Below are 23,790 nucleotides of genomic sequence, written 5' to 3'. Positions count from 1 at the left end.
CTTTTCAAATGATAATAGAATTGGTAAAATGGAAGTTACACCAAGGGATTGCAAAATAATGCCGAGGAGGGCAAAGTGTGAAGTTTATTATGAGAGTAGCTGTGCTATTAATCATTTGCCTATTCATTGGATATAACACAGATTTATTTTTTAGTAAATCAGTGGAAAAAAACACCGCAGAAGATACAGCTACCAAGTCAAATTTTCCCGATGATAAAAAAACAACAAATGAAAATCCCGAACAAATGGAAGATAGCTCTAGTTTGGCACGATTTATTAATAAAAGCGTCAATGATGTAACAAAAGAATTTGGGGAGCCCGTACGTGTTGATAAATCAGCGTATGGTTATGATAGTTATATTTATAGTCAACCAGGTACAAGCTATATGCAAGTGGGAGTTACAAATAATGTCGTACAAACAATTTATGCTCTAGGACAAGATTTAAATGTTATGCCGTATACAATCGGAATGTCCGCTGAAAAAGTATTTACAGATGCTAATTTACAATCTGAAATATCCTTCAATTATAAAGATAGCTACTATAAATTTGAACTTTCGGAAGAAGACTTAAACGCTAGACCAATAGTAAATATTGGCAGTGGTGTTTATGCGCAACTGAATTTTGATAAATTTAAAGCAAAATTAGTAAGTGTGCGGTATTTAAACAAACTTTCATTAATTAAAACCCGTCCGTATGAACTATCTTACCAAGGGGAAATCTATGAAGAAAAACTTTCCCAAGCAGAATGGGATGCAGTTGATAAAGCTTCAAGCAAACAAGTATTAGAGATTACCAATGTTATTCGCGACCGTTATGGAGTAGAGGAAGTTGCTTGGGATGATGCTGTCGCCAAAGTAGCTTATGGACATAGTGTAGATATGAAGAAAAATGATTACTTTGACCATAATTCGCCAACACATGGGGATTTAAGTAATCGACTTAGTGCTGGAGATGTCAAATACACTAAAGCGGGAGAAAATATCGCATTTAATTATATAGATAGTGCAGCTGCTGTAGAAGGCTGGCTGAATTCTAAAGGTCATCGTGAAAATTTACTAGATGGTTCTTATACCTACATGGGTGCCGGAACATACCAAAAATACTATACGCAAAATTTTATTATTAAATAATGGTTATATGGTATAATAAAACAAGTAAGTGATATGGAGGTGGCTAGATGCTCGCTACAATGGAAAATATGGCATTACTTGATTTATCAGATGAGCTTGCTGGCATGATTCTAGACTCCGAGGAAGTGCAAAATTACCAACAATGCAAACAAGCCTTACTGGATGATGCAACAAGCCAAAAAAGTATTCGTCAATTTATACGAATAAAAGAACAATATGAGGAAGTACAACGGTTCGGCCGGTACCATCCTGACTATAAAGAAGTAACTAGAAAAACGCGTGCTTACAAACGCGAAGTCGATATGGATCAAAACGTGGCAGCTTTTCGCCGAGCAGAGATGGATTTGCAGTCTCTTTTAGACGAAATTAGTTTGCTTCTCGCAAGTGCTGTTTCAGATAATATCAAGGTACCAACTGGTAACCCGTTTTTTGAAACAAAATCAGCTTGTTCGAGTGGAAGTTGTAGTACCGGTGGAGGTTGCGGTTGTTCAGCATAATGGTTATTCTAAAAAGAAGGGGCTTAAACAATGGAAAATGACAGACAGGCAATTGTCGTTTGGATGAATCATTTAAAGCAAGTGAGATCTTTGAAACGATTCGGGAATGTTCATTATGTATCGCGTAAATTGAAATATGCCGTTTTATATTGTGATATGGCGGAAGTAGAAGATATTTCCAACAAAATTTCGCGTTTTCATTATGTGAAACGTGTGGAAATGTCGTTTCGTCCGTTCTTAAAAACAGAGTACGAATCCAAAAAAGAGCGAATGTATGAACATAAAAACGAAGACGTACAAATCAGTATTTAAAAAATACAGCGGGACTATTTTAACTAGTCTTGCTGTTTTTTTGCATCTATTTATGATAAAGTAAAAAGACATTGAAGTAAAGGTTGTGCGAAAAAGATGAGAGTCATTGCAGGAGAACGAAAAGGCCATGCTTTAAAAGCTGTTCCTGGAAATAATACTAGACCAACCACAGATAAAGTAAAAGAGTCGTTATTTTCTATTATTGGTCCTTTTTTTGATGGGGATATAGTGCTTGATTTATTTGCAGGTAGTGGGGGACTTGGCATTGAAGCGCTAAGCAGAGGAGCAGAACGGGCTGTTTTTATTGATCAAGCTCAAGCTGCCATTAAAACAATCCATCTTAATTTAGAAAGTTGCCATTTTACAGATAGAGCAGAAGTTTATCGAAATGAAGCCGAACGGGCATTAAAACTGTTACATAAAAAGGAATGTAAATTTGATTTAGTTTTTTTAGATCCGCCATATAAAAAACAACAATTAGAAAAATTACTAGCAATGCTGGAAAAGTTGGCATTAGTTAGCCAAAACGGTAGAATTATTTGTGAACATGATAAAGAAGCAGTTATGCCAGAATCAGTAGGTAGTTTTACAAAAATCAGATCTGCTTCATATGGAATTACTGTTTTATCAATATTTGAATTTCAGGAGGCGTAGATATGGGAGAAAAAATTGCAGTTATTCCAGGAACATTTGATCCGATTACCAATGGTCACTTGGACATCATTGAACGTGCAGCGAAAATTTTTGACGTATTGTATGTTTCGGTTTTAAATAATTCCTCCAAAAAACCGCTATTTACGGTAGAAGAACGAATGGAAATGATTAGAAAAGTAACTGCTCATTTACCGAATTTACAAGTTGAAAGCGCTAGTGGTTTAACGGTTGAATATGCAGCTAAACGCAATGCTACAGCAATAGTTAGAGGGCTTAGAGCTGTTAGTGACTTTGAATATGAAATGCAAATTGCTTCCATGAATAGAACGCTAAATGCAACAATCGAAACTTTCTTTATAATGACAAATACCAAATATTCTTTTTTAAGTTCTAGCATGGTGAAGGAAGTTGCGCAGTATCAAGGGAATATTAGCGAACTTGTTCCAGAAGTTGTGAACAAAGCCATTCAAGCAAAATATAATAAATAGGAGATGGACAAGGAAAATGCGTAAAGAGTGGAAAAAAATAACGGCGATAATGCTGTTAGTAATTATTATAGCTGGCTTTTTTATTCCAGTTCCGTATTATATTTCAAAACCTGGTGGAACGGAGGAACTTGCGCCACTCGTTACAGTTGAGAATCATCCTAATAATAAAGATGGTTCATTAAGTCTAGTGACAATAGCGATGGGAAAAGCGAACATTTATACATATATGGCAGCTAAATTTCTTCCATATCGTGAACTCGAAAAAGATAGCGAAATTAAATATGAAGATGAAACCGATGAGGAATATAACGTTCGTCAAATGCAACTGATGAATGAATCAAAAAACAACGCCATCCAAGTAGCTTATAAAGCAGCCGGTCAAGAAGTCAAAGTAACCTATGATGGGGTGTATGTTTTAAGTGTGATGGAAGATGTTCCAGCAGCAAAAGTGTTACATGCTGGTGATTTAATTACCGAAATTGATGGTCATAGCTTCCAATCAAGTCAAGAATTCATTGATTATATTCATAGCAAAAAAGTCGGTGATACAGTTAAAATAAAATACAAACATGGTGATAAAAAAGAAGAGGCAAGCATTAAACTTACCGCAATTGACAAAAAAGGAACACCAGGTATTGGAATCACACTTGTTGATGATGAAAAAATTACGGCTGTTCCAGAAGTGAAAATCGATTCCGAGAAAATTGGTGGGCCTTCCGCGGGCTTAATGTTTAGCTTAGAAATCTATAGTCGCTTCCAAAAAGATGATTTAACCGATGGCAAAAAAATTGCTGGTACTGGGACAATTGATACTGATGGCACGGTTGGAAGAATAGGTGGCATTGACCAAAAAGTGGTGGCAGCAGATAAAAGCGGCGCGAAAATTTTCTTTGCACCTAATGATATGATTACGAAAGAAATGAAAGAAAGCGATGCAACCATTGAAAGCAACTATGACACAGCAGTAAAAACAGCTAAAGATATTGACTCTAAAATGAAAATTGTTCCAGTGAAAACTTTCCAAGATGCGCTGGATTATCTAAATAAATTACCATAATTAAAAGCCATCACCCGAAACATTATTTTGTTTCGGGTGATGGCTTTTTTAAATTATATCCAAAAGGAAAGAAGAAGTTTTATAAATATTTTGCGGTTAAAGATACTTTGTTTGAAAGCAAATCCATTGGAACTCCTTCAAAAATAATTTGACCGCCAGCACTTCCGCCTTCTGGACCAAGGTCGATAATCCAATCGGCATTACGAATAATATCAATGTTATGCTCAATGACAACAACAGTATTTCCTTTATTAACGAGTGTGTTAATAATAGTTAAAATATGTTCGATGTCAGACATATGAAGACCAGTTGTTGGTTCATCCATAATATAGATGGAGCCTTTTTTATGGAGTTCATTAGCTAATTTAAGCCGTTGACATTCACCACCAGAAAGCGTACTAAGTGCTTGACCTAATGTTACATAGCCAATACCAACTTCCTCCATTGCAGTAATCTTCTTTAAGATTTTTTTATCAGTAAAGAAATCAAGTGCTTCTGAGACAGTTAGCTCTAACACATCACTAATAGATTTACCATCTAATTTATAGGCTAGGACGGACTCTTGGAACCTTTTACCATGACAGACATCACAAGGAGTACGAATGGAATCCATAAAAGCTAAATCCATTGTAGTAAAACCAAGCCCCTTACAGTTTTCACAAGCACCTTTGGAATTATAACTAAATAAGGAAGGACTAACATCATTAGCTTTACCAAATGCTTTTCTGATAGGATCCATAATTCCGGTATAGGTCGCTGGGTTAGAACGAATATTTGCATGGGCGGCAGATTGGTCAATCACAATGGCATCAGGATGTTCTGCTAGAAAAACAGAATTAATCAATGTGCTTTTTCCAGAACCAGCTACTCCAGTAATAACAGTGAGAACTTCTTTTGGAATGTTTGCTTGGATATTTTTTAAATTAAATTGGCTACTTTTGACGGTTGTTAAGAATCCGTTTGGTGTTCGTGGTTTATCATTTATAGGTAGATGACGATTTAAGAATTGACCAGTAAGCGTATCTGACTTAAGTAAATCAGGATAGCTACCAACAAACTGAATTTCTCCACCATGTTTACCAGCATGTGGACCAACATCAACAATATGATCTGCAATTTTAATCACATCTGGGTCATGCTCTACAACAAGAATGGTATTCCCTTTATCACGCAATTTAACTAATAATTCATTTAATCGATGTACATCACGAGGATGCAGTCCAATACTTGGTTCATCAAAAATGTAAAGCAAATCAGTCAAGCTGCTATTTAAGTGACGAATCATTTTAACTCGTTGCGACTCTCCACCAGAAAGGGAGGCGGTTTGTCGATCAAGTGTCATATAACCTAAGCCAATATCCATTAAATGTGTTAGACGTTCCGTTATACTTTGCACCATGGGAACAGCTATTGGGTCAGTAATTGCCTCGACAGTTTGTTTTAATTCATCTAGTTGCATTGCGGTATAGTCTGCAATGTTAGCGCCATTTATTTTACAGGACAGTGCTTGTTCAGAAAGTCGTGTTCCTGAGCAGGTAGTACAATGAGCAATATGGGTAAATTTATCGACACGTTTTTTCGTTGATGCCGACATACCTCCTTCTTTTTGAATATAAAGGCGATTGAATTTTGGAATTAATCCTTCATAGGTTGCATTCATACTTCCCATTGGTGTTTCTAAAAATACTTTTATATCTTTTCCATATAAAAGAAGATCATATTCTTCTTCTGTATAGTCTTTTATTTTTTTATTCACATCAAAAAAGCCGGAATAAGCATAAGAATTCCAGTACCATGAGTCTACAGAGAAGGTTGGGAAAAGGATGGCACCTTCTTTGAGTGATTTATTTGGATCGAGTAATTTGACTAAATCTACTGTTACTTTTTGACCAACACCATGACAATCGGGACACATACCAGCTGGATCATTAAATGAAAATAAATTTGCTGTTCCAATACTCGGTTTGCCAACTCGAGAAAATAGTAAGCGCAAAATAGAATTAATATCAGTGATTGTTCCGAGTGTTGAGCGAGAATTACCACCTAGTCGCTTTTGGTCGATAATAACAGAAGTAGAGAGGTTTTCAATGGAATCGGCATCAGGCTGCTTATACTTTGGTAGAAAATTACGCAAATAAGCACTATATGTTTCATTTAGCTGTCTTTGCGATTCCGTGGCAATAGTTTCAAATACAATAGAAGATTTCCCAGACCCAGACACACCAGTAAAAATAGTGATTTTTCGTTTGGGAATATCAAGGGAAATATTTTGGAGATTGTTTTCACGTGCTCCTTTTAATCGAATATATTCTTGTACCATACACAGACCTCCTGTTTTTTTGAGTCGAATAGCTATCATAGCAAAGTTGCAATGAAGAAGTCAACTAAAGACCTAATAAAAATTTACAAAGTTATCATTGGCGGAATTTGGAAATCGCCTTTTTGATACGATTCTAGACCATTGACAAGTGTATAAATGGTGGTCGCTTTTAAATCTTCTGTTAATAATTCTGAAGGTGCTTTTGATGCAGTAGTAACAACAGGAAGTGCTATATTTTTTTTGTGTAAAGCTAAGTATTTTTGCCCGACTTTATTCATGCCAAGAATGCGGATATAAGGGCTACTTGGTTTATCAGTGGCATTCAATAAAATTTGTAAAGCAGTGCGCTGAATTCTTGCATTACTATAACGTTTTGTTTTTGCTTGCTCAATAAAGGCGCTAAAATCTGTTGCAGTAATAGCTGCTCGTTGCATCCGATTTTGAATACCTTCACTAACGCTACGAATATGGCTTAGTTCTTCGGAAGTTGCTTGTAAAAGTCGAAATCTTAAGAATGACCAGTAGTTCTCCCATGATAAAAAAGGACCTGAATAAGCTTGTAAAATTTCCATGGAAGTGGCAGGTAAATAGTTAGCAGCTTGATGAAGATCCCCAGCTAGTATTAATTTTCGAATGGCTGTAGCACTGGCGATTTGGTTGTGAGAAGCAAACTCATCATGATAATTAGCATGTTCTCGCGGTATGGATTTTAGTTGGATAGCTGGATTTTGTTTTTCTATAGCGAGTGCATAATGAAAACCAAGAATATTATTTGGTTTGGTCACATCTATTATATCTTTTCCAAGCAATGTCTGGAGGGCAAGCGTATAAGCAGTAGCATAAGAAACTTTCTTGTTTTCCAAAGCTTGTTTTATCATTTGATTGAAAGTGGTTTTTTGATTAGTTACCATGTGTGCAGCTTTTGAAAAATCACTCGCCATTCCGTGTTCGCTACCGAAAAACAAAGTGTTTACGTGAAGTGCGTCTAAAATTCGAACGGATTCCTCAGCGAAAATCGTTGCATGTTGAGTTGCAAATGAAACGGGTAGTTCAACGACTATATCCACACCAGCAGCGAGTGCCATCTTGGTTCGTTCCCATTTTGGAAGGATAGCAGGTTCGCCACGTTGAACAAAAGAACCACTCATAACAGCGATAACTACATCGGGTTTTGTTAATTCACGTGCCTTATTTAAATGAAGTCTATGTCCATTATGAAATGGATTATATTCTACAACGATTCCGGTTGCTTTCATACCTGTTCCCTCCTTTAGATATTCCTATTTTAGCATAAATTATTGCTAGTGTTTGGATGACTTGAAAAACCATTGACAAAAGCCTTTAAAAAAGCTATAATATTTTGTGTTGCGCTTGGAGTGATGTAGGATGAAATGGTCTATCAGCCAATTAAAAAAATATCGTGACAGCAACTTCACGATTAACGAAAAAGCTGACTTAAAAAAGTTCTTTCAAGAGAACAATATAGACGTTCGTGATGCAAGCCCCGTAGAAGTAACTGGGGAACTAATTGTACACCCAGAAGAAGTTACTGCTAACCTTACAATGAAAGGTGAGTGGACGCTTCCATGTGCCCGTACATTAGAGGATGTTATTTATCCTTACGAAGTGCATGCGACGGAAACTTTTGTGAAATCCAAAGAACAAGTTTTAGATGAATCTTGGCATGTGATGGAACAAGATATGGTTGATTTAACACCGGTAGTAGAAGAACTTTTACTAGTAGAAATTCCAATGCAAGTTTTCAGTGATGAGGCGCTAGTTATGAATAAGCTTCCACGTGGAAATGAATGGGAAATGAAAACAGAAGAAGATAATCTACTCGACCAAAAAGCAAAAGAACCAAAAGTGGATCCTCGTCTTGCGGGATTAGCCAATTTTTTCGATGAGAAAAAAGAAGACTAAAATCCCCGTGAAGCTGGAATATATTAAGAAATTTATTTTTCTTAGATTAACGATACAAGTACTTAGTTATCGTCAAGGAGGTGTAAGGAAATGGCAGTACCTTTTAGAAGAACTTCAAAAGCCAAAAAGCGTAAGCGTCGTACACACGTTAAACTTCAACTTCCGGGCATGAACGAATGCTCGAATTGCGGCGAATACAGACTTTCCCACCACGTATGTCCTGAATGTGGACAATATGATGGTAAAGATGTAGCAAACAGCTAATCATGTTAAAAACAAGTGACGTTTCACTTGTTGAAAACGAACCTCGAAAGACGCCATGGGTCTTTCGAGGTTTTTGTTTGTCTAAAAGTGCAAACTGTCAGTAGTTCTGCTAAAATAAAAGCATTAACCTATATGGAGCTGAAAGAAATGGAAAACCAACTAAATATTGGTATTATTGGTGCAGGAGCAATGGGGCTTTTATATGCAGCTAATTTTGCAAAGGAGTCGAACCTCACACTTTTTACACGAAGAGAAATACAGCGAAACACCTTAAAAGAGAATGGTATTTTACTAATAGATAATGAAAAACGAAACACCATACATATTAATGCAGTGGCGGTCGATAATCTAGCAGAATTAAATAAACAACAGCTAATTATGGTTGCAGTTAAACAATATTCTTTAGATAAAATTGTCCCATTATTACAAAAGATAACTACTGATATACCGATACTATTTATTCAAAATGGCGCAGCACACTTAGAAATTTTATCTTTACTTGGTGAAAAGCGAACAATCTTACTAGGGATAAGTGAACACGGTGCTGGTCGTGAAAATGACACAACGGTTGTTTGGCGCGGACATGGACGGACTAAATATAGCGTTTATCAAGGAACGCTAGATAACTCTATAGAAACATGGCTAGATGCTATTCCGGATTTTCCTGTAGAAAAACATCCAAGTTACTTAGAAATTATGCAAGAGAAATTGTTTATAAATGCAGTTATTAATCCCTTGACTGCTGTATTAGGTGTACAAAATGGCGCGCTCTTAGCAAATCCAGAGTGGCATATTTTGTTACGCACATTAGTAGACGAGATAGAAAGAATTATTCCCATCAAAAGTGGTCTTGAAAAAGTGGAGCAGATTTGTCGGGTAACTGCGAATAATTTTTCTTCGATGGCGCTTGACCAAAAACATGGGCGTAAAACCGAGATTGATGGGATAGTGCTGCCAATTTTAGAAAAAGGAGCGCAAGAAGGGGAACAGCTCCCTACACTTCAAACGTTATACCATATTATTAAAGGCTCGGAAGGAGAAAAAAATGTTTGATTGGCTAACTAATTCAGTAGCGATAATTATTATCTTACCAGTATTAATATTTATTTTAACAATGTTTATTTCAAGTCTTTGGATTCGGAAAAGACAACGCAGACTTATGTTAGCGGCAGATGTATCAACTCTATTTCTTATTATTGCAGTTCATTACTTTATGATTGTATTGTTTGGGTACTCTTTTTTACTTATTATTTTGCTATTTTTATTTATACTCGGCATTGTTATTGTTCTTCTTGCTGCAAAAAAAGAAGGCGAGATTCAATTTCGCAAAATCATCCGTGGTTACTGGAGACTTTGTTTTTTCATCTTCGCCTTACTTTATGTGGGTTTGTACCTTTACGGGATTATTTATAGTTTGATTTTAATGTTGTAACTGGTTTTGTTTCCATCCATACTTTACTTAAATCAAAATAGCCATAAGGATTTTCGGAAACTCCTTTTATCATCGAATGGAGTGATTGACTTCTTTCTGGGTGATGTAAATAAATTAAATGATAATTGCTAGTCAACCAATCATCTATTTCTGTGCGTAAGACGTCTCTTTTAGTGGCGTCTTTTTCTAATTTCATTTTTTCTATACGTCTAGAAATTTCTTGGAGAATTTCCGAGCTTAAAAGATGTTGTGGTAATAAATTGGGGTTGTTTAAGAAATCTAGGTAGGCTACTTCCTTATCAGAAGAAGGAATTTCACCCATCATCATCATATCTGTTTCATCTTCAGGAAGAGTTGAATAAGAAGCATCTTCATGAGAAATGATTTTTATTGCTAATTGAATTCCAAATTCAGCAGCTCTGTTGCAAATCCATCGTGCTTCTTGTATAGCAGAGGGATGCTGCGTTGTTCCTAAAATTACTTTTTCCCCTTGATAATTGGCTTTTTTTAATAAAGTGGCGATTTTTTCAGGATGTTTTTCAGGTATAATTGATTTTTCAGGATAATAGTTAGAAGCGATAGTACCGTAATTTTCAAATAACTCATTACTCGCTATTTGGCAGTCAATCAAATGGTACATTGCTTCACGAAAAGCTTTGTGTTGTGGAGTAGCATTTCGATAACTATTAAAACAGATAAAATTAACACCAACACCAGTTTTACGATGTTCTACATAAGCAGGGTTTTCTTCATAATCTACAGAAGTGAATTGAATTGGAATAACTTGAAGAGCTTGGTCATTTTCAGCCGTCCAAAATTCGACACGGTCAAGAAGCGGACGCTCTAAAAAATAACCATCAAAGGCTTCTAATATTAAGTGATCATCACTTCTTTGCACCATTCGAAAGGGACCGGTGGAAATCCATTTATATTCGTCAAATGGTTCATCATGTGGCAAAATCGCCATATTAGATGTACATAAATAACGAATGAAAAATGGATCTGCTTTTTTTAAATGAATTGTAACGGTAAATTTATTAACGCAATCAATCATTTGAATATTTTCCATTTGCCAAGATGATACGGCTTTCGGGTCTTTTGCACGAAGCAAAGTAAATTTAACATCTTCGCTATTAAGCATTCGACCATGATGGAAAAGAACACTTTTGCGAAGATAAAAGGTCCATTCTCGGTGATTAGCAGATGCTTTCCAGTGATGGGCAATATGTGGGATTACTTTTTCTTCCTTTTTATCATATTTTACTAATGGATCACCAATTTGGGTGAGTAAAAAAGCTTCTAGTGATACGGATGTATGTAGTGGGTCAAGAGTAGTCAACTTGCGGCGAATAATGGAACGCAATACTTCTTGTTGGTTTTCAGTTACCTGCAGTCCAAATAATTGTTGAATTTCACTAGACGTGCTTGCAAACCAACTTTTAGGAATGGCAAGCCCAGATAAAAACAAAATATTGCTAAATAGTTCTTCGTCAAGACTATTCTTTAAAGCAGTTAAAACCTCGTCTTCCAATGGTTTTGAAAATGTAATAGTGGAAAGGTTGCCACGACCTAGTCCGGGAGAATAGAGAAGTTTATTTCTTTTTTGATATTGTTGTAATTTTCTTTTGGCATTTTTGGGGGTGCAAAACCAAATGCTAGCTAAATCGCTTAGTTTAAAGCGAACTTGCAATTCAGGAGTTAGACCATAAAGATACGCGCGCATACTAAAATAATCTTTATCCACTAAAATCCTCCATTCTAAAAGGGGACATAAAATTAATTTAAATACCCTTTTTATATGTAATGATCCCTTTTATACTAACAGAGTAGTCAGAAAAAAAGCAAATGGAGGAGATGGCATGTTTAGAGAATTGCACCCAAATATTCGTGCTCGGATATTAATTCAATTTTTAAGCAAAGTAATTGGTTCGATGATTTTCCCGTTTATGGCAATTTATTTTTCAATGGAAATAAATAGTGGAGTTGCAGGAATTCTTTTGATGATAAATGTCTTTGTTCAGTTTGTTGCGGGTATCTATGGTGGGCATTTAGCAGATATTATTGGACGGCGGAAGTTGATGCTAACAGGAGAAGTGCTTAAAGTTTTTGCTTTTCTTGGAATGGTTCTTTGTAATTCTCCTCTATACCATTCGCCGTGGCTAACTTTTGTAATGTTGCTTATTATTGGTGTAGCACAAGGGCTGATTAATCCAGCGGGAGAAGCAATGCTGATTGATGTAAGTACACCAGAAAACCGAGCATTTATGTATTCCATAAGTTACTGGGCGAATAATTTGTCCATGTTAATTGGGATAATGGTTGGAGGATGGTTTTTTGTGGGACATCTCTTTCCACTTCTCGTAGCGTTGTTTATTATGTCGTTTGTGACTGCTTGGCTAACATTCAGCCTAATTTCTGAAACCTTAAAACAAAAGAAAACGCTAAAAAAAGGGTCTTATGGATTATTAGAAATGTTTAAAAGTTATGGCCAAGTTTTACATGATTATCGCTTTCTTCTATATACAGTTGGTGGAATTGCGATTATGTCGATTGAATTTCAAAGGAGTAACTATATTTCAGTGCGTTTAGCAGAAGATGTTCATAATTTACTTGTGAATTTAGGACCACTTGGAGCGATTCCTCTTAATGGCGTCCAAATTGTGAGTGTTTTGACGGCGGTAAATACGCTGTTTATCGTGCTTTTCACAGTACCAATTGCGAGATGGGTAACAAAACGAGCGCAACAACCGATTATGTATGTTGGTTTTGGATTATTTGCAATTGGATTTGCAGTGTGCGCTTTTGCTAATAGTATGCTAGTTTTATTATTTGCTACAGCCGTATTGTCGATTGGTGAGTTGCTCTATGTGCCAACGCGACAAACGATTCTTGCCTTGATTGTAGATGATAATAAACGAGGAGCTTATATGGCTTTTAATGGTATTATTTTTCAAATCGGTAAAATGATAGGCTCCGTAAGTCTTGTTTTTGCACCTTTCATCGGTAAGTATGGGATGGGGATTTTTACAATTTTATTAGGTGTTGTTGCTATCGGTTTCTCTGCAATAGCACTAAAATCAGGATATGAAAAAGTGCTTGCGAAATGATTTTTTGCAAAAAAGTGGGGAATGCCTCCACCAAGCCCCACAATCATTTTTATTCTTAAATACTAGTATAAATGGCTTTAAATAAAGGTTTGATCATTCTATTGTTTCGAAGGAATGATTTTTTTTTGCCCTTTTTTAAGTTTTGGGTGGTGCAAAGTGGGGAGATGTGGTAAAGTGGTATGGAGGAAAGTGGGTGAAGTCTAATGTTCATGGGAGAATATCAACATAACATCGATATAAAGGGCAGATTAATTGTGCCAGCTAAATTCCGTGAGCTTTTGGGGGATAATTTTGTTATAACCCGAGGACTTGATAAGTGTCTATTTGCTTATCCACAAGAGGAATGGAAAAAGCTAGAAGAAAAACTCCAAACCTTACCACTTACCAAAAAAGATGCTCGTTCCTTTACACGTTTCTTCTTTTCCGGTGCGTCTGAATGTGAACTAGACAAACAAGGTCGGATTAATATTCCATCCAACTTACTACAGTATGCGGATTTGGAAAAAGAAACCGTGATTATCGGAGTTTCTAGTCGTATTGAAATTTGGAGTAAATCAGAATGGGAAGATGTCTTCAATGAGGCAGAAGAATCATTTGCTGATTTAGCTGAAAATATGATTGGCTTTGATATTTAAGGAGGAAATCATATGTTTAAACATGAAACAGTTTTATTACATGAAACCGTAGATATGCTTGAAGTAAAACCAGATGGGATTTATGTCGATGCAACACTTGGCGGCGCAGGTCACTCAGAGTATTTACTAAATAAGCTTAATGAAAAAGGGCACTTATTTGCTTTTGACCAAGATCAAACAGCAATTGATAATGCAAAAATAAAGTTAGCAGCGTATAGCGATAAGGTCACCTTTGTAAAATCGAATTTTCGTTATATGAAAGAAGCACTAAACGAACGTGGGATTAGTGAAGTGGATGGGATTTTATATGATTTAGGTGTCTCTTCCCCGCAGCTAGATGAAAGAGAACGTGGATTTAGTTATCATCAGGATGCTGCACTTGATATGCGAATGGATCAAGAGCAAGAACTTACAGCAAAAATAGTTGTAAACGAATGGTCCTACCAAGAGTTAATTCGAATTTTCTTTCAATATGGAGAAGAAAAATTTTCCAAACAAATTGCTCGTGAAATCGAACGTCGCCGTGAAGTAAAACCAATTGAAACAACTGGCGAACTAGTTGATATCATTAAAACAGCTATTCCGGCACCTGCAAGAAGAAAAGGTGGACATCCGGGAAAACGAACTTTTCAAGCAATCCGTATTGCAGTTAATGATGAATTAGGCGCGGTAGAAGATTCACTTGAAAAAGCATTAACTTTATTAAAACCAGGCGGCAGAATTAGCGTAATTACGTTCCATTCATTAGAAGACCGCATAACAAAACATTTATTCCAAGAAGCGACAAAAGGACCAGATTTACCACCAGGTCTTCCAGTCATTCCAGATGAATATAAACCAGACTTTAAGCTTGCGACAAGAAAACCAATTTTACCAAGTGAAGAAGAACTGGAACAAAACAATCGAGCACGTTCAGCCAAACTACGTGTCATTGAAAAAATTATTAAATAGCAGGAGTTGAAAAAATGTGAGCAATGTCGCCTATAAATCTAATCTAGAACCAAATAAGGTACATAGAGAAGCAGAACAACCTAAAAAACAAATACTAAGACGAGGTCAAATGACACTTGGCGAAAAAGTAATCATCACGATAGCGCTTGCGATTGTTTTAGTTGTTGCTTTCCAAATTATTAGTGTACAAGCACAAATTTACACAGTAAACCAAGAAATTCAAACAAAAGAAGAGAAAATTGTCGAACAACAAAAATCAAATGAAGATTTAAAAGTAGAAGTAAAAGATTTAGGAAGATATGAACGTATTTTAAAAATCGCCAAAGAAAAAGGGTTAAAACTTGATGGTGATAACGTGAAAGTGGTAGATGGTCAATGAAACGGCGTATAGGTAACATGAGAAGGGGAGCGCTAGTGCTTTTTATCTTTTTCACTATTCTCTTTCTCTTAGTTTCTGGCCGTTTTCTTTATTTGCAAATTACGGGAGAGGCAAATGGGGTCCCGCTTGCAGCTAAAGCATCCAAGCAACATTTAAAAAGCAGTGTTCTTGAAGCAAAACGCGGCTCCATTTTAGATCGAAAGGGAGAAGTGCTAGCTGAGGATACGGCTTCTTACACGATTGCTGCGGTAGTTAGCGATAAACTTTCAAAAGCAACGAAAAACCCGATGCGAGTAGTTGACGAAGAAAAAACAGCTCGTATTTTAGCAAAATATATTCCAATGGATGAATCTGATATTTTAGATAAACTCAATGAAACCGGAAAATATCAAGTCGAATTTGGTGCTGCTGGGAAAAATATTTCTACAGAAACAAAAGCGAAAATCGACAAAGAAAATCTACCTGGTATTGAGTTTACACGTCAATCAGAACGTTTTTATCCTAATGGTACTTTCGCAACGCAATTAATTGGTTTTGCGCAACAAGAAGAAAAGAAAAACACCACTGTTTTAGAAGGGAAAATGGGTATCGAATCTCGTTTTAATAATGCGTTAACAGGTACTAATGGGAAAATTGACTATAGTACGGATCGCATGGGATATATTTTACCTAATTCTAAAAATAAAGTAACGAAAGCTCAAGATGGCAAAGATATTACTTTAACACTTGATAAAAAAATTCAAACCTTTTTAGAAGATACAATGACAACCGTGGATGCAAAATATAATCCGAAAAATATGATGGCAGTTGTGGCTGATCCAAAAACAGGAGAAATCCTTGCAATTAGTCAACGTCCATCCTTTAATCCAGCTGATCGTTCTACAATTACCGGAAACAGTTCAAGCATCTGGCAAGATTTACCTGTTGAATATGCCTATGAGCCAGGATCAGTAATGAAAATTATTTCACTAGCTTCTGCGATTGATACAAATGTTTATAATCCAAACGAATATTATCAATCTGGTTCTTATAACGTAGGAGATATCGCTATTCATGACCATAATAATGGTGCTGGATGGGGTTCCATTCCATATCGCGAAGGTGTAGAACGTTCTAGTAATGTCGCATTCGCTAAACTTTTAAACAAAATGGGTACAGATACATTCCATACCTATTTAGATAAATTTGGTTTTGGAAAGAAAACTGGGATTGATTTACCAAATGAAACAAGTGGGAAAATCCTTTATAATTATCCAATTGAAAAAGTAACTACTGTTTTTGGACAAGGGACGACCGTTTCCATGATGCAAATGATCCAAGCTGCATCAGCCATTGCTAGTGATGGGACGATGAAACAGCCTTATGTTGTTTCAAAAGTAACCGATCCAAATACTGGAACAGAAACCGAAACGAAAACAAAAACAACTGGAAAACCGATTAGTGCTGAAACCGCCAAAAAAACTCGAGATGAGCTAAAAAATGTTATTAGCGGAGAGCATGGTACAGGTAAACTGTATGCAATTCCTGGTTATGATGTCGCTGGTAAAACAGGAACATCACAAATTCCTAATCCGAAAACTGGAAAATACATGACTGGAGCAGATAATTATATTTTCTCATTTTTAGGTATGGCACCAGCAGATGATCCAGAGTTGGTTATTTATGTAACGATGCAACAACCACAATTATCTGGAAGTGAAACAGGCGGAGAAGCAGTATCGGAAGTTTTTAATCCAGTAATGAAAAATAGTTTGCAATATATGAATATCAAACCTGCTGACATCGAAAAATTAGCATCTGAAAAAGTCCCAGTTTTAGCAGAAAGAACTGTAGATGATGCTAAAAAAGCTGTGACAGATAAAGGTTTAGAACCAGTGATTGTCGGAAATGGTAAAAAAATTGTCCAACAATTACCACAAGCTAATAGCGATTTAATGCAAGGACAAAAAGTGATATTAATGACTGATGGTGATATGACAGCACCTGATATGGTAACTTGGTCCAAAGATGACGTTTTAAAAGTGTCGGAAATCACAGGAGTGCCTTTTGAATTTAGTGGTTCTGGCTATGTGAAAAGTCAAAGTGTATCAGCAGGTAGCATCATTAATAGTGAAACTAAAATGAAAATCACACTCGCTTCACCTGAACAAATTAGTCAATTTAATCAAAATCATGATCAAGATCAAGCTGAAAAGAATAAAAAAGCAACTGACATCCAAGAAAATGCCGGCATTGGAGATTTGCTTAATCAATAGTAGGAAGATAGAAGTATGTCGGCTCAAAAAACTGGCATACTTCTAGCTTTAACTACAATATGTGTCTTTAGTCGTGGTAGATATCATTTGTTGTTTTTGCTAAGATAGAAAAGGATTCTTTTTGATTTTAGCAAAAATAACAGAAAGAATAAGTTTGAGGAGATGGCAAGAATGAAGTTAAATGAACTAATGCGAGCTATCCCGGTATTCTCTGGGGAAGCAAGTGCTACAATTGAAGTTAGTCAAATAGCTCAAGATAGTAGGAAAGTGAAACCAGGCACACTTTTTATCTGTATTGACGGGGAATTAATCGATGGGCATCAATTTGCGAAAAAAGCAGAAGAGCTCGGAGCAGTTGCAATTATTGCTGAGAAACAACTAGATGTGGCTATTCCAGTTATTTATGTTAGAGATTCAAAACGCGCCATGGCAATGCTAGCTGATTATTTTTATGGTTCACCAACACAAGCATTAAAATTAGTCGGAATTACTGGTACTAATGGAAAAACTACTGTTAGCCATTTAGTTGAACAAATAGTCCGCGAAAATGGAGAACAGACAGGCTTGATTGGGACAATGTACCGTAAAATTGGCGATGAAATTTTGGAAACAAAAAATACAACTCCAGATAGCCTAACTTTGCAAGAAACTTTTCGTGAGATGCTTCTTCATGGCGTTAGTACTGCTGTAATGGAAGTTTCTTCTCATGCATTAGTTCAAGGTCGAGTATATGGTTCTGATTATGATGTGGCAGTTTTTATGAATTTATCACAGGATCATTTAGATTATCATCATACAATGGAAGAATACGCCTATGCCAAAAGTTTACTATTTGCGCAATTAGGCAATAGTTACGATACGAATAATCCGAAAATTGCTGTTTTAAATGCAGATGATAAAGTCAGTGCACGAATGAAAACAGCAACAGCTGCACATGTTATCACGTTTGGTATACATGCGGATGCTGATTTCAATGCATATAACATTCATATTTCAAGTCATGGTTCGAGTTTTGACTTAGCTACACCTGAGGGCAATTTTAAACTTAATATAAAAATGATTGGTAATTTTAGTATATATAATGTGCTTGCAGCGATTGCAACAAGCTATGCATTACATATTCCATTAGAAAAAGCGATTACAACTGTAGAAGCTATTCCAGGAGTGAAGGGGCGCTTTGAATTAGTAAATGCAGGACAAGATTTCCCTGTCATTGTTGATTATTCTCATACACCTGATAGTTTACTCAATGTATTGCAAACAATTGATGAGTTCGCGGAGAAACGTGTTTTTGTAGTCGTTGGATGTGGTGGCGACCGAGATAAAGGAAAACGTCCCCAAATGGCACAAATTGCCGTTCAATATGCAACCAACCCAGTATTTACATCAGATAATCCGCGTAGTGAAAATCCGTATGCGATTATTGAAGATATGATTAAAGGTGTTCCAGAAAGCGATTCATATGTAGTTTATGAAAATCGTCGTGATGCGATTCAATTTGCTATAAATGAGGCAGAAACAGGGGATGTTATTCTGATTGCTGGAAAAGGTCATGAAGATTATCAAATTATCGGCAACGAAGTAATTGATTTTGATGACCGAGTGGAAGCACGAAAAGCTATTGAAAAAAAACTCGGACTCGCATAAAATATGAAGTGCGTTGACAAACAGATTGGGGAGAATTTATTGTGTCTTTATACATGTTAGTATCAACATTTGCAGTGGCCTTTATTATTACAGTTATAGGTATCCCACTATTTATTCCATTTTTAGTAAAATTAAAATTTGGGCAAAGTATTAGGGATGAAGGTCCAAAAATGCATGAAAAGAAATCAGGGACGCCTACAATGGGAGCAGTCGTTTTCATTATTGCTATGCTTGTTAGTTTCTTGATCTTTTCTTTTATCAGCGGGGAAGCAAGTGCGGCAACTTGGCTATTATTTATTGCGTTAGCTTTGTTTGGTGCATTAGGTTTTCTGGATGATTATATTAAAGTAGTTCAAAAACGTAACTTAGGTCTAACTTCTAAACAGAAATTTTTAGGTCAGGTAGCGATTTCGATTTTATTTTATGTAGTGTATCATTTTAGTGGTTTTGCAGAAACGCTTAAAATACCATTTACCAACACCGAAATTGATCTGGGCTTTTTCTTTGTTATCTTTATTCTTTTCTGGTTAGTTGGGTTCTCCAATGCAGTTAATTTAACGGATGGTTTGGATGGACTTGTATCTGGACTTACCGTGATTGCTTTTTCTGCTTTTGGTGTGATTGCTTTTTATCAAGAACAAATGGATGTCGCTATTTTCTGTTTTGCGATTGTCGGAGGGATGCTTGGTTTCCTACTATTCAATAAAAACCCTGCGAAAATCTTTATGGGAGATACTGGATCACTTGCGCTTGGTGGAAGTATTGCAGCCGTTTCAATTTTACTACATCAAGAATGGTTATTACTTTTAATCGGCATTATCTTTGTTATTGAAACTGCATCCGTTATTTTACAAGTATTTTACTTTAAAGTCACTGGTGGTAAACGGATTTTCCGAATGACACCAATCCATCATCACTTTGAACTAGGTGGTTGGTCTGAGTGGCGTGTTGTTCTTACATTCTGGGGAATTGGACTAATTGGTGCAATTATTTCTGTTTGTATGGTTATCTTTTAAATAAAGCGCCGCGATTTTTGCGGCAAAAGCGTCTCTAGTTGACTGTTTTTAAACAGAATCTGGTTGGCGCTTTCCGTCGTTTTTGTGAATTTCATGAATCCGACCGCCAATTTTGATATAAATGGGGGAACCAAAGGAAATGAAAAAAATTGAAATGTACCATCACAAAAAAGTGCTTGTTTTGGGTTTAGCAAGAAGTGGTGTTAGCGCAGCAACAATTATGCATAAACTGGGAGCATTTGTAACTGTAAATGATCAAAAACCTTTTAGTGAAAATCCAGAAGCACAAGGTCTTCTTGAACAAGGAATTAAAGTTATTTGTGGTTCGCATCCGATTGAACTTTTAGATGAAGGATTTGAGCTTGTAATTAAAAATCCGGGTATTCCATACAATAACCCGATGATTGAAAAAGCGCTAAAACTGAAAATACCAGTTATTACAGAAGTAGAGTTAGCTTACCAAATTTCTGAAGCGCCAATTGTCGGAATTACAGGTACAAATGGGAAAACTACCACCACAACAATTATTCATCATATGTTAAATGCACATAAAGAAAATAGTTCCCTACTTGCTGGGAATATTGGTTTTCCAGCATCTGCAGTAGCCGAAAATGCGACAAGTGAACAATTTATTTCAATGGAACTTTCTTCGTTTCAATTAATGGGTGTAAACACTTTTAAACCGCATATTTCAGTAATTACGAATATTTATGAAGCGCATTTGGATTACCATACTGATCGAAGTGAATACGTTCAGGCAAAATGGCACATCCAAAAAAATCAAACAGCAGACGATTTTCTAGTTATTAACTGGGATCAAGAAGAGCTAATAAATTTAACGAAACAAACGAAAGCAAAAGTAATCCCTTTTTCAACAACGCAGCGTCTAGGTCAAGGAAGCTATGTCCAAAACGGCAATATTATGTTTGGTGATGAAGTGATTGGAGCACGTGATAGGATTTTACTTCCAGGTGAACATAATTTGGAAAATGTGCTGGCATCTGTTGCAGTTGCTAAAATATTAGGCGTAACAAATGAAGAAATTATGCAAGTTCTTGAAACTTTTAAAGGCGTAGAACATCGCACACAATTTGTTGTTGAATGGCAAGGACGGAAATTTTATAACGATTCTAAAGCAACCAATATTTTGGCTACTCAAAGTGCGCTAAAAGGGTTTAAAAATCCAGTCGTTTTACTAGCAGGCGGACTAGATCGTGGCAACTCTTTTGATGAGCTACTGCCATTTTTTAGAAATGTAAAATCCTTAGTTGTTTTTGGAGAAACAGCAGATAAAATTGGTCGTGTTGGAAAAATAGCGGGAATTGACGTACATTATGTGGATAACGTAGAAGCGGCTGTTCCGGTTGCTTATAGAGAATCGGCGCCAGGAGATATTATCCTACTTTCACCAGCATGTGCGAGCTGGGATCAATACCGGACATTTGAAGTTCGTGGTAATGCCTACATGGAAGCAATAAGCGAACTAATAGAAGAGGTGGAAAAATGAAAGTAGCCATAAGTGGTGGAGGTACGGGTGGACATGTTTATCCAGCTCTGGCATTCATCAGAGAATTAAAAAAATCACATCCAGAAGCAGAGTTTTTATATATTGGAACGGAAAAAGGTCTTGAAGCTGACATTGTTAAACGCGAAGGAATTCCTTTTGAAGCCATTGAAATTACTGGTTTTAAGCGTTCGTTATCACTTGAAAATGTAAAAACAGTAATGCGTTTCTTAAGTGGAGCTAAAAAAAGCAAACAAATTCTTCGGGAGTTTAAACCAGATGTTGTAATTGGTACAGGCGGATATGTTTGTGGTCCAGTCGTATATGCGGCGGCCAAACTAAAAATCCCAACATTGATTCACGAACAAAATAGTGTTGCAGGTTTAACGAATAAATTTTTAAGTCGATATGCAGACAAAGTAGCAATTTGTTTTGAAGAAGTAAGCGATTCTTTTGCATCAGAAAAAATTGTTTTTACTGGAAATCCGCGAGCTTCAGAAGTGATTGGTGTAGATTCTGACCAAGCTTTAGAAGCATATGGACTTGTCACTGGAAAACCAACTGTTCTCGTTTTTGGTGGTAGTCGCGGAGCACGTGGAGTGAATGAAGCGATTGAAGCGATTTTACCAGAATGGAATAAACGTGATTTTCAACTGCTATATGTAACGGGTGATGTTCATTATGAAAAAATAAAAGATACACTAGCCAGTTTAGAACTTGGAAATCATATTAGTATTCAACCATTTATTTATGATATGCCTAAAATTTTAAACGCAGTTACACTTGTGGTATCAAGAGCAGGAGCAACTACCCTCGCAGAACTTACGGCATTAGGAGTGCCTAGTATTTTGATACCAAGCCCCTATGTTACAGCGAATCATCAAGAATATAATGCTCGTGCACTAGAAAAAAACAATGCCGCAATCGTGATTACAGAAGCAGAATTAAAAGAAACAGATTTAATGGGAACGATTGATTCTATTTTAACTGATACGGAAAAGTTAAATGAAATGCAGGCTAGCGCTAAACAAATGGGTCGAGCGGACGCAGCTAGCAAACTTGTCGAAGTGGCAATAAGTATAATGAAATAAATCGTAGAAAGGAGCGAATAAAATGGCGGAAAATAGAAGAGTAGTATCTATTGAAAACCGTATTCCTGAATTAAAAAAATACCGGAAGAAAAAATTAATTAGACATCTAGCCATTTTAATCGGATTTTTTGCGATTTTAATATTAATCACGTTGTATTTTCTTTCCCCGCTTAGTAAGCTTGACGAAATAAGTGTAAGCGGAAATAAGCAATTGACTGAAAATGAAGTTCGGAAAGAAAGTGGACTAGTAATTGGTGAGTTTGTACTTGGAATTAGAAATAGCAAGACTGAAGAGACACTCAAGGAAAATACATTAATAAAAAAAGCAACAGTTTCTAAAGAAGGCATGAATAATGTCCAAATTGATATTACCGAATTTAAAACAATCGGTTATCAAGAAAAGGATGGCAAATATTATGATATTCTCGAGAGTGGCATCTTATTAACGGACCAACCAAGACAATTTCCAATTGGGAATGATCTACTGTTCCAGAATTTTGAAAATGGCAAAACACTAAAGAGAATGGTAGCGCAAATAAATCAATTATCAAATGATGTTGTTAGTTCGATTTCTGAAGTAATTTACAGCCCAACCGAAAGCGACAATAATCATATTGAACTCTATATGAATGATGGAAATAGAGTTTCCGCAACAATTGGTACTTTTGCTGAAAAAATGCAACATTACCCATCTATAGTTGCTCAATTATCAAAAGGACAAAAGGGCGTTATTGATATAGAGGTAGGTTCATACTTCCAAAGTTACTATCAACAAAATGCAGAGAAAAAAGCGGCAGAGGAGAAGAAAAAGAATTAATATAGTTTCTTCTCTGCCTTTTATACAAAAAGAAATAACAGATGTTGCAGAAATGTGACAAAATGATAACTGAAAAGCTATATATACCAACACTTGTTCGCTTTTTGAATAAAATAAAAAAAATATCTTAAGAATTTGCCAAAAATTGTTCTTTGTGCTTTTATTACCTTCTTTCTTAGTGTAGACTGTAAATAAGTGATTTTATATGTTAGGCAGAGTGGGCAATCATTCTACACTAACACCATATAAATAGAAAAGTAACAACGCTTTTCCAAGCAGGTTAAAAACCGGTTTTGATCGGTATAAAA

At 36.1% G+C, this 23,790-nt stretch carries 23 protein-coding genes; 20 read left to right on the top strand and 3 right to left on the bottom strand.

The window, feature by feature from the left end; genetic code table 11:
• Positions 1-77 precede the first annotated feature (77 nt).
• From HCJ45_RS11010 to HCJ45_RS10985, 6 genes are all read left to right on the top strand, one after another.
• Positions 78-1,133 (top strand): CAP-associated domain-containing protein, encoded by a 1,056-nt coding sequence (locus HCJ45_RS11010; protein WP_187124831.1) that lies wholly within the window; start codon positions 78-80, stop codon positions 1,131-1,133.
• A 47-nt stretch (positions 1,134-1,180) separates the two neighbouring features.
• A complete protein-coding gene (locus HCJ45_RS11005; protein WP_185346207.1) occupies positions 1,181-1,630 on the top strand; it encodes a YlbF/YmcA family competence regulator in 450 nt (149 codons plus the stop codon).
• Positions 1,631-1,660: 30 nt separating this feature from the next.
• The gene (locus HCJ45_RS11000) at positions 1,661-1,942 is read left to right on the top strand and encodes a YlbG family protein (RefSeq protein ID WP_187124830.1); all 282 of its coding nucleotides are present in this window, start codon (positions 1,661-1,663) and stop codon (positions 1,940-1,942) included.
• Between the two features lie 96 nt (positions 1,943-2,038).
• Complete coding sequence (rsmD, locus tag HCJ45_RS10995) at positions 2,039-2,596, top strand: 16S rRNA (guanine(966)-N(2))-methyltransferase RsmD (protein WP_187124829.1); 558 nt, start codon at positions 2,039-2,041, stop codon at positions 2,594-2,596.
• A gap of 2 nt (positions 2,597-2,598) precedes the next feature.
• Positions 2,599-3,084, top strand: a complete 486-nt coding sequence (coaD, locus tag HCJ45_RS10990; RefSeq protein ID WP_185346213.1) for a pantetheine-phosphate adenylyltransferase — start codon at positions 2,599-2,601, stop codon at positions 3,082-3,084.
• 16 nt (positions 3,085-3,100) lie between these two features.
• Complete coding sequence (locus HCJ45_RS10985; RefSeq protein ID WP_187124828.1) at positions 3,101-4,141, top strand: SepM family pheromone-processing serine protease; 1,041 nt, start codon at positions 3,101-3,103, stop codon at positions 4,139-4,141.
• Positions 4,142-4,220: 79 nt separating this feature from the next.
• On the opposite strand, the gene HCJ45_RS10980 is transcribed toward HCJ45_RS10985, so the two are convergent.
• Together HCJ45_RS10980 and HCJ45_RS10975 are read right to left on the bottom strand one after the other, a co-directional pair.
• A complete protein-coding gene (locus HCJ45_RS10980; protein WP_187124827.1) occupies positions 4,221-6,461 on the bottom strand; it encodes an ATP-binding cassette domain-containing protein in 2,241 nt (746 codons plus the stop codon).
• 83 nt (positions 6,462-6,544) lie between these two features.
• On the bottom strand, positions 6,545-7,717 hold the full coding sequence (locus HCJ45_RS10975; RefSeq protein ID WP_187124826.1) for a nucleotidyltransferase: 1,173 nt from the start codon (positions 7,715-7,717) through the stop codon (positions 6,545-6,547).
• A 130-nt stretch (positions 7,718-7,847) separates the two neighbouring features.
• On the opposite strand from HCJ45_RS10975, the gene HCJ45_RS10970 reads away from it, so the two are divergent.
• The 4 genes from HCJ45_RS10970 to HCJ45_RS10955 all read left to right on the top strand — a co-directional run bounded on the left by HCJ45_RS10970 (position 7,848) and on the right by HCJ45_RS10955 (position 10,080).
• A complete protein-coding gene (locus HCJ45_RS10970; RefSeq protein ID WP_187124825.1) occupies positions 7,848-8,384 on the top strand; it encodes a YceD family protein in 537 nt (178 codons plus the stop codon).
• Between the two features lie 90 nt (positions 8,385-8,474).
• Entirely contained in the window at positions 8,475-8,648 is a 174-nt protein-coding gene (rpmF, locus tag HCJ45_RS10965) for a 50S ribosomal protein L32 (protein ID WP_003726143.1), read from the top strand.
• A 147-nt stretch (positions 8,649-8,795) separates the two neighbouring features.
• The gene (locus tag HCJ45_RS10960) at positions 8,796-9,701 is read left to right on the top strand and encodes a 2-dehydropantoate 2-reductase (protein WP_187124824.1); all 906 of its coding nucleotides are present in this window, start codon (positions 8,796-8,798) and stop codon (positions 9,699-9,701) included.
• Entirely contained in the window at positions 9,694-10,080 is a 387-nt protein-coding gene (locus HCJ45_RS10955) for a DUF3397 domain-containing protein (RefSeq protein ID WP_185346224.1), read from the top strand. Before HCJ45_RS10960 ends, HCJ45_RS10955 begins: the two co-directional genes overlap by 8 nt.
• On the opposite strand, the gene HCJ45_RS10950 is transcribed toward HCJ45_RS10955, so the two are convergent.
• Positions 10,052-11,824: an ABC transporter substrate-binding protein gene (locus HCJ45_RS10950; RefSeq protein ID WP_187124823.1), complete on the bottom strand. Its 1,773-nt coding sequence runs from the start codon at positions 11,822-11,824 to the stop codon at positions 10,052-10,054. The genes HCJ45_RS10955 and HCJ45_RS10950 overlap by 29 nt on opposite strands.
• A gap of 115 nt (positions 11,825-11,939) precedes the next feature.
• On the opposite strand from HCJ45_RS10950, the gene HCJ45_RS10945 reads away from it, so the two are divergent.
• From HCJ45_RS10945 to HCJ45_RS10900, 10 genes are all read left to right on the top strand, one after another.
• A complete protein-coding gene (locus tag HCJ45_RS10945; RefSeq protein WP_187124822.1) occupies positions 11,940-13,187 on the top strand; it encodes an MDR family MFS transporter in 1,248 nt (415 codons plus the stop codon).
• A gap of 203 nt (positions 13,188-13,390) precedes the next feature.
• Positions 13,391-13,822, top strand: a complete 432-nt coding sequence (mraZ, locus tag HCJ45_RS10940; protein ID WP_014093376.1) for a division/cell wall cluster transcriptional repressor MraZ — start codon at positions 13,391-13,393, stop codon at positions 13,820-13,822.
• A 12-nt stretch (positions 13,823-13,834) separates the two neighbouring features.
• Positions 13,835-14,773, top strand: coding sequence for a 16S rRNA (cytosine(1402)-N(4))-methyltransferase RsmH (gene rsmH, locus HCJ45_RS10935; RefSeq protein ID WP_187124821.1), 939 nt, complete (start codon positions 13,835-13,837; stop codon positions 14,771-14,773).
• Positions 14,774-14,789: 16 nt separating this feature from the next.
• Positions 14,790-15,152 carry a cell division protein FtsL gene (ftsL, locus tag HCJ45_RS10930; protein WP_185346232.1) on the top strand — a complete coding sequence of 121 codons (363 nt, stop codon included), beginning with the start codon at positions 14,790-14,792 and terminating at the stop codon, positions 15,150-15,152.
• On the top strand, positions 15,149-17,407 hold the full coding sequence (locus tag HCJ45_RS10925) for a penicillin-binding protein (protein ID WP_187124820.1): 2,259 nt from the start codon (positions 15,149-15,151) through the stop codon (positions 17,405-17,407). The genes ftsL and HCJ45_RS10925 overlap by 4 nt, the downstream gene beginning before the upstream one ends.
• A gap of 171 nt (positions 17,408-17,578) precedes the next feature.
• A complete protein-coding gene (locus HCJ45_RS10920; RefSeq protein ID WP_187124819.1) occupies positions 17,579-19,054 on the top strand; it encodes a UDP-N-acetylmuramoyl-L-alanyl-D-glutamate--2,6-diaminopimelate ligase in 1,476 nt (491 codons plus the stop codon).
• Between the two features lie 41 nt (positions 19,055-19,095).
• On the top strand, positions 19,096-20,070 hold the full coding sequence (gene mraY / locus HCJ45_RS10915) for a phospho-N-acetylmuramoyl-pentapeptide-transferase (protein WP_185346238.1): 975 nt from the start codon (positions 19,096-19,098) through the stop codon (positions 20,068-20,070).
• A gap of 139 nt (positions 20,071-20,209) precedes the next feature.
• Complete coding sequence (gene murD / locus HCJ45_RS10910) at positions 20,210-21,577, top strand: UDP-N-acetylmuramoyl-L-alanine--D-glutamate ligase (protein ID WP_187124818.1); 1,368 nt, start codon at positions 20,210-20,212, stop codon at positions 21,575-21,577.
• Positions 21,574-22,665, top strand: a complete 1,092-nt coding sequence (murG, locus tag HCJ45_RS10905; protein WP_185398191.1) for an undecaprenyldiphospho-muramoylpentapeptide beta-N-acetylglucosaminyltransferase — start codon at positions 21,574-21,576, stop codon at positions 22,663-22,665. Before murD ends, murG begins: the two co-directional genes overlap by 4 nt.
• A 22-nt stretch (positions 22,666-22,687) precedes the next feature.
• On the top strand, positions 22,688-23,482 hold the full coding sequence (locus HCJ45_RS10900) for a cell division protein FtsQ/DivIB (protein ID WP_187124817.1): 795 nt from the start codon (positions 22,688-22,690) through the stop codon (positions 23,480-23,482).
• Positions 23,483-23,790 lie beyond the last annotated feature (308 nt).

The organism is Listeria immobilis, assembly GCF_014322845.1.
GTDB classification, from domain to species: domain Bacteria; phylum Bacillota; class Bacilli; order Lactobacillales; family Listeriaceae; genus Listeria; species Listeria immobilis.
Note: the sequence above shows the minus strand (reverse complement) of the source record. Positions and strands in the feature narration are given on the sequence as shown.

What these genes read in the sequence shown, in the direction of transcription:
- murG (WP_185398191.1), top strand. Translation starts at nt 21,574, where the DNA reads ATGAAAGTAGCCATAAGTGGTGGAGGTACGGGTGGACATGTTTATCCA.
- HCJ45_RS11005 (WP_185346207.1), top strand. Translation starts at nt 1,181, where the DNA reads ATGCTCGCTACAATGGAAAATATGGCATTACTTGATTTATCAGATGAG.
- murD (WP_187124818.1), top strand. Translation starts at nt 20,210, where the DNA reads ATGAAAAAAATTGAAATGTACCATCACAAAAAAGTGCTTGTTTTGGGT.
- HCJ45_RS10985 (WP_187124828.1), top strand. Translation starts at nt 3,101, where the DNA reads ATGCGTAAAGAGTGGAAAAAAATAACGGCGATAATGCTGTTAGTAATT.
- mraZ (WP_014093376.1), top strand. Translation starts at nt 13,391, where the DNA reads ATGTTCATGGGAGAATATCAACATAACATCGATATAAAGGGCAGATTA.
- rsmD (WP_187124829.1), top strand. Translation starts at nt 2,039, where the DNA reads ATGAGAGTCATTGCAGGAGAACGAAAAGGCCATGCTTTAAAAGCTGTT.
- HCJ45_RS10970 (WP_187124825.1), top strand. Translation starts at nt 7,848, where the DNA reads ATGAAATGGTCTATCAGCCAATTAAAAAAATATCGTGACAGCAACTTC.
- HCJ45_RS11000 (WP_187124830.1), top strand. Translation starts at nt 1,661, where the DNA reads ATGGAAAATGACAGACAGGCAATTGTCGTTTGGATGAATCATTTAAAG.
- HCJ45_RS10920 (WP_187124819.1), top strand. Translation starts at nt 17,579, where the DNA reads ATGAAGTTAAATGAACTAATGCGAGCTATCCCGGTATTCTCTGGGGAA.
- rsmH (WP_187124821.1), top strand. Translation starts at nt 13,835, where the DNA reads ATGTTTAAACATGAAACAGTTTTATTACATGAAACCGTAGATATGCTT.
- HCJ45_RS10955 (WP_185346224.1), top strand. Translation starts at nt 9,694, where the DNA reads ATGTTTGATTGGCTAACTAATTCAGTAGCGATAATTATTATCTTACCA.
- HCJ45_RS10960 (WP_187124824.1), top strand. Translation starts at nt 8,796, where the DNA reads ATGGAAAACCAACTAAATATTGGTATTATTGGTGCAGGAGCAATGGGG.
- HCJ45_RS10925 (WP_187124820.1), top strand. Translation starts at nt 15,149, where the DNA reads ATGAAACGGCGTATAGGTAACATGAGAAGGGGAGCGCTAGTGCTTTTT.
- HCJ45_RS10900 (WP_187124817.1), top strand. Translation starts at nt 22,688, where the DNA reads ATGGCGGAAAATAGAAGAGTAGTATCTATTGAAAACCGTATTCCTGAA.
- HCJ45_RS10975 (WP_187124826.1), bottom strand. Translation starts at nt 7,717, where the DNA reads ATGAAAGCAACCGGAATCGTTGTAGAATATAATCCATTTCATAATGGA.
- HCJ45_RS10980 (WP_187124827.1), bottom strand. Translation starts at nt 6,461, where the DNA reads ATGGTACAAGAATATATTCGATTAAAAGGAGCACGTGAAAACAATCTC.
- HCJ45_RS10945 (WP_187124822.1), top strand. Translation starts at nt 11,940, where the DNA reads ATGTTTAGAGAATTGCACCCAAATATTCGTGCTCGGATATTAATTCAA.
- rpmF (WP_003726143.1), top strand. Translation starts at nt 8,475, where the DNA reads ATGGCAGTACCTTTTAGAAGAACTTCAAAAGCCAAAAAGCGTAAGCGT.
- coaD (WP_185346213.1), top strand. Translation starts at nt 2,599, where the DNA reads ATGGGAGAAAAAATTGCAGTTATTCCAGGAACATTTGATCCGATTACC.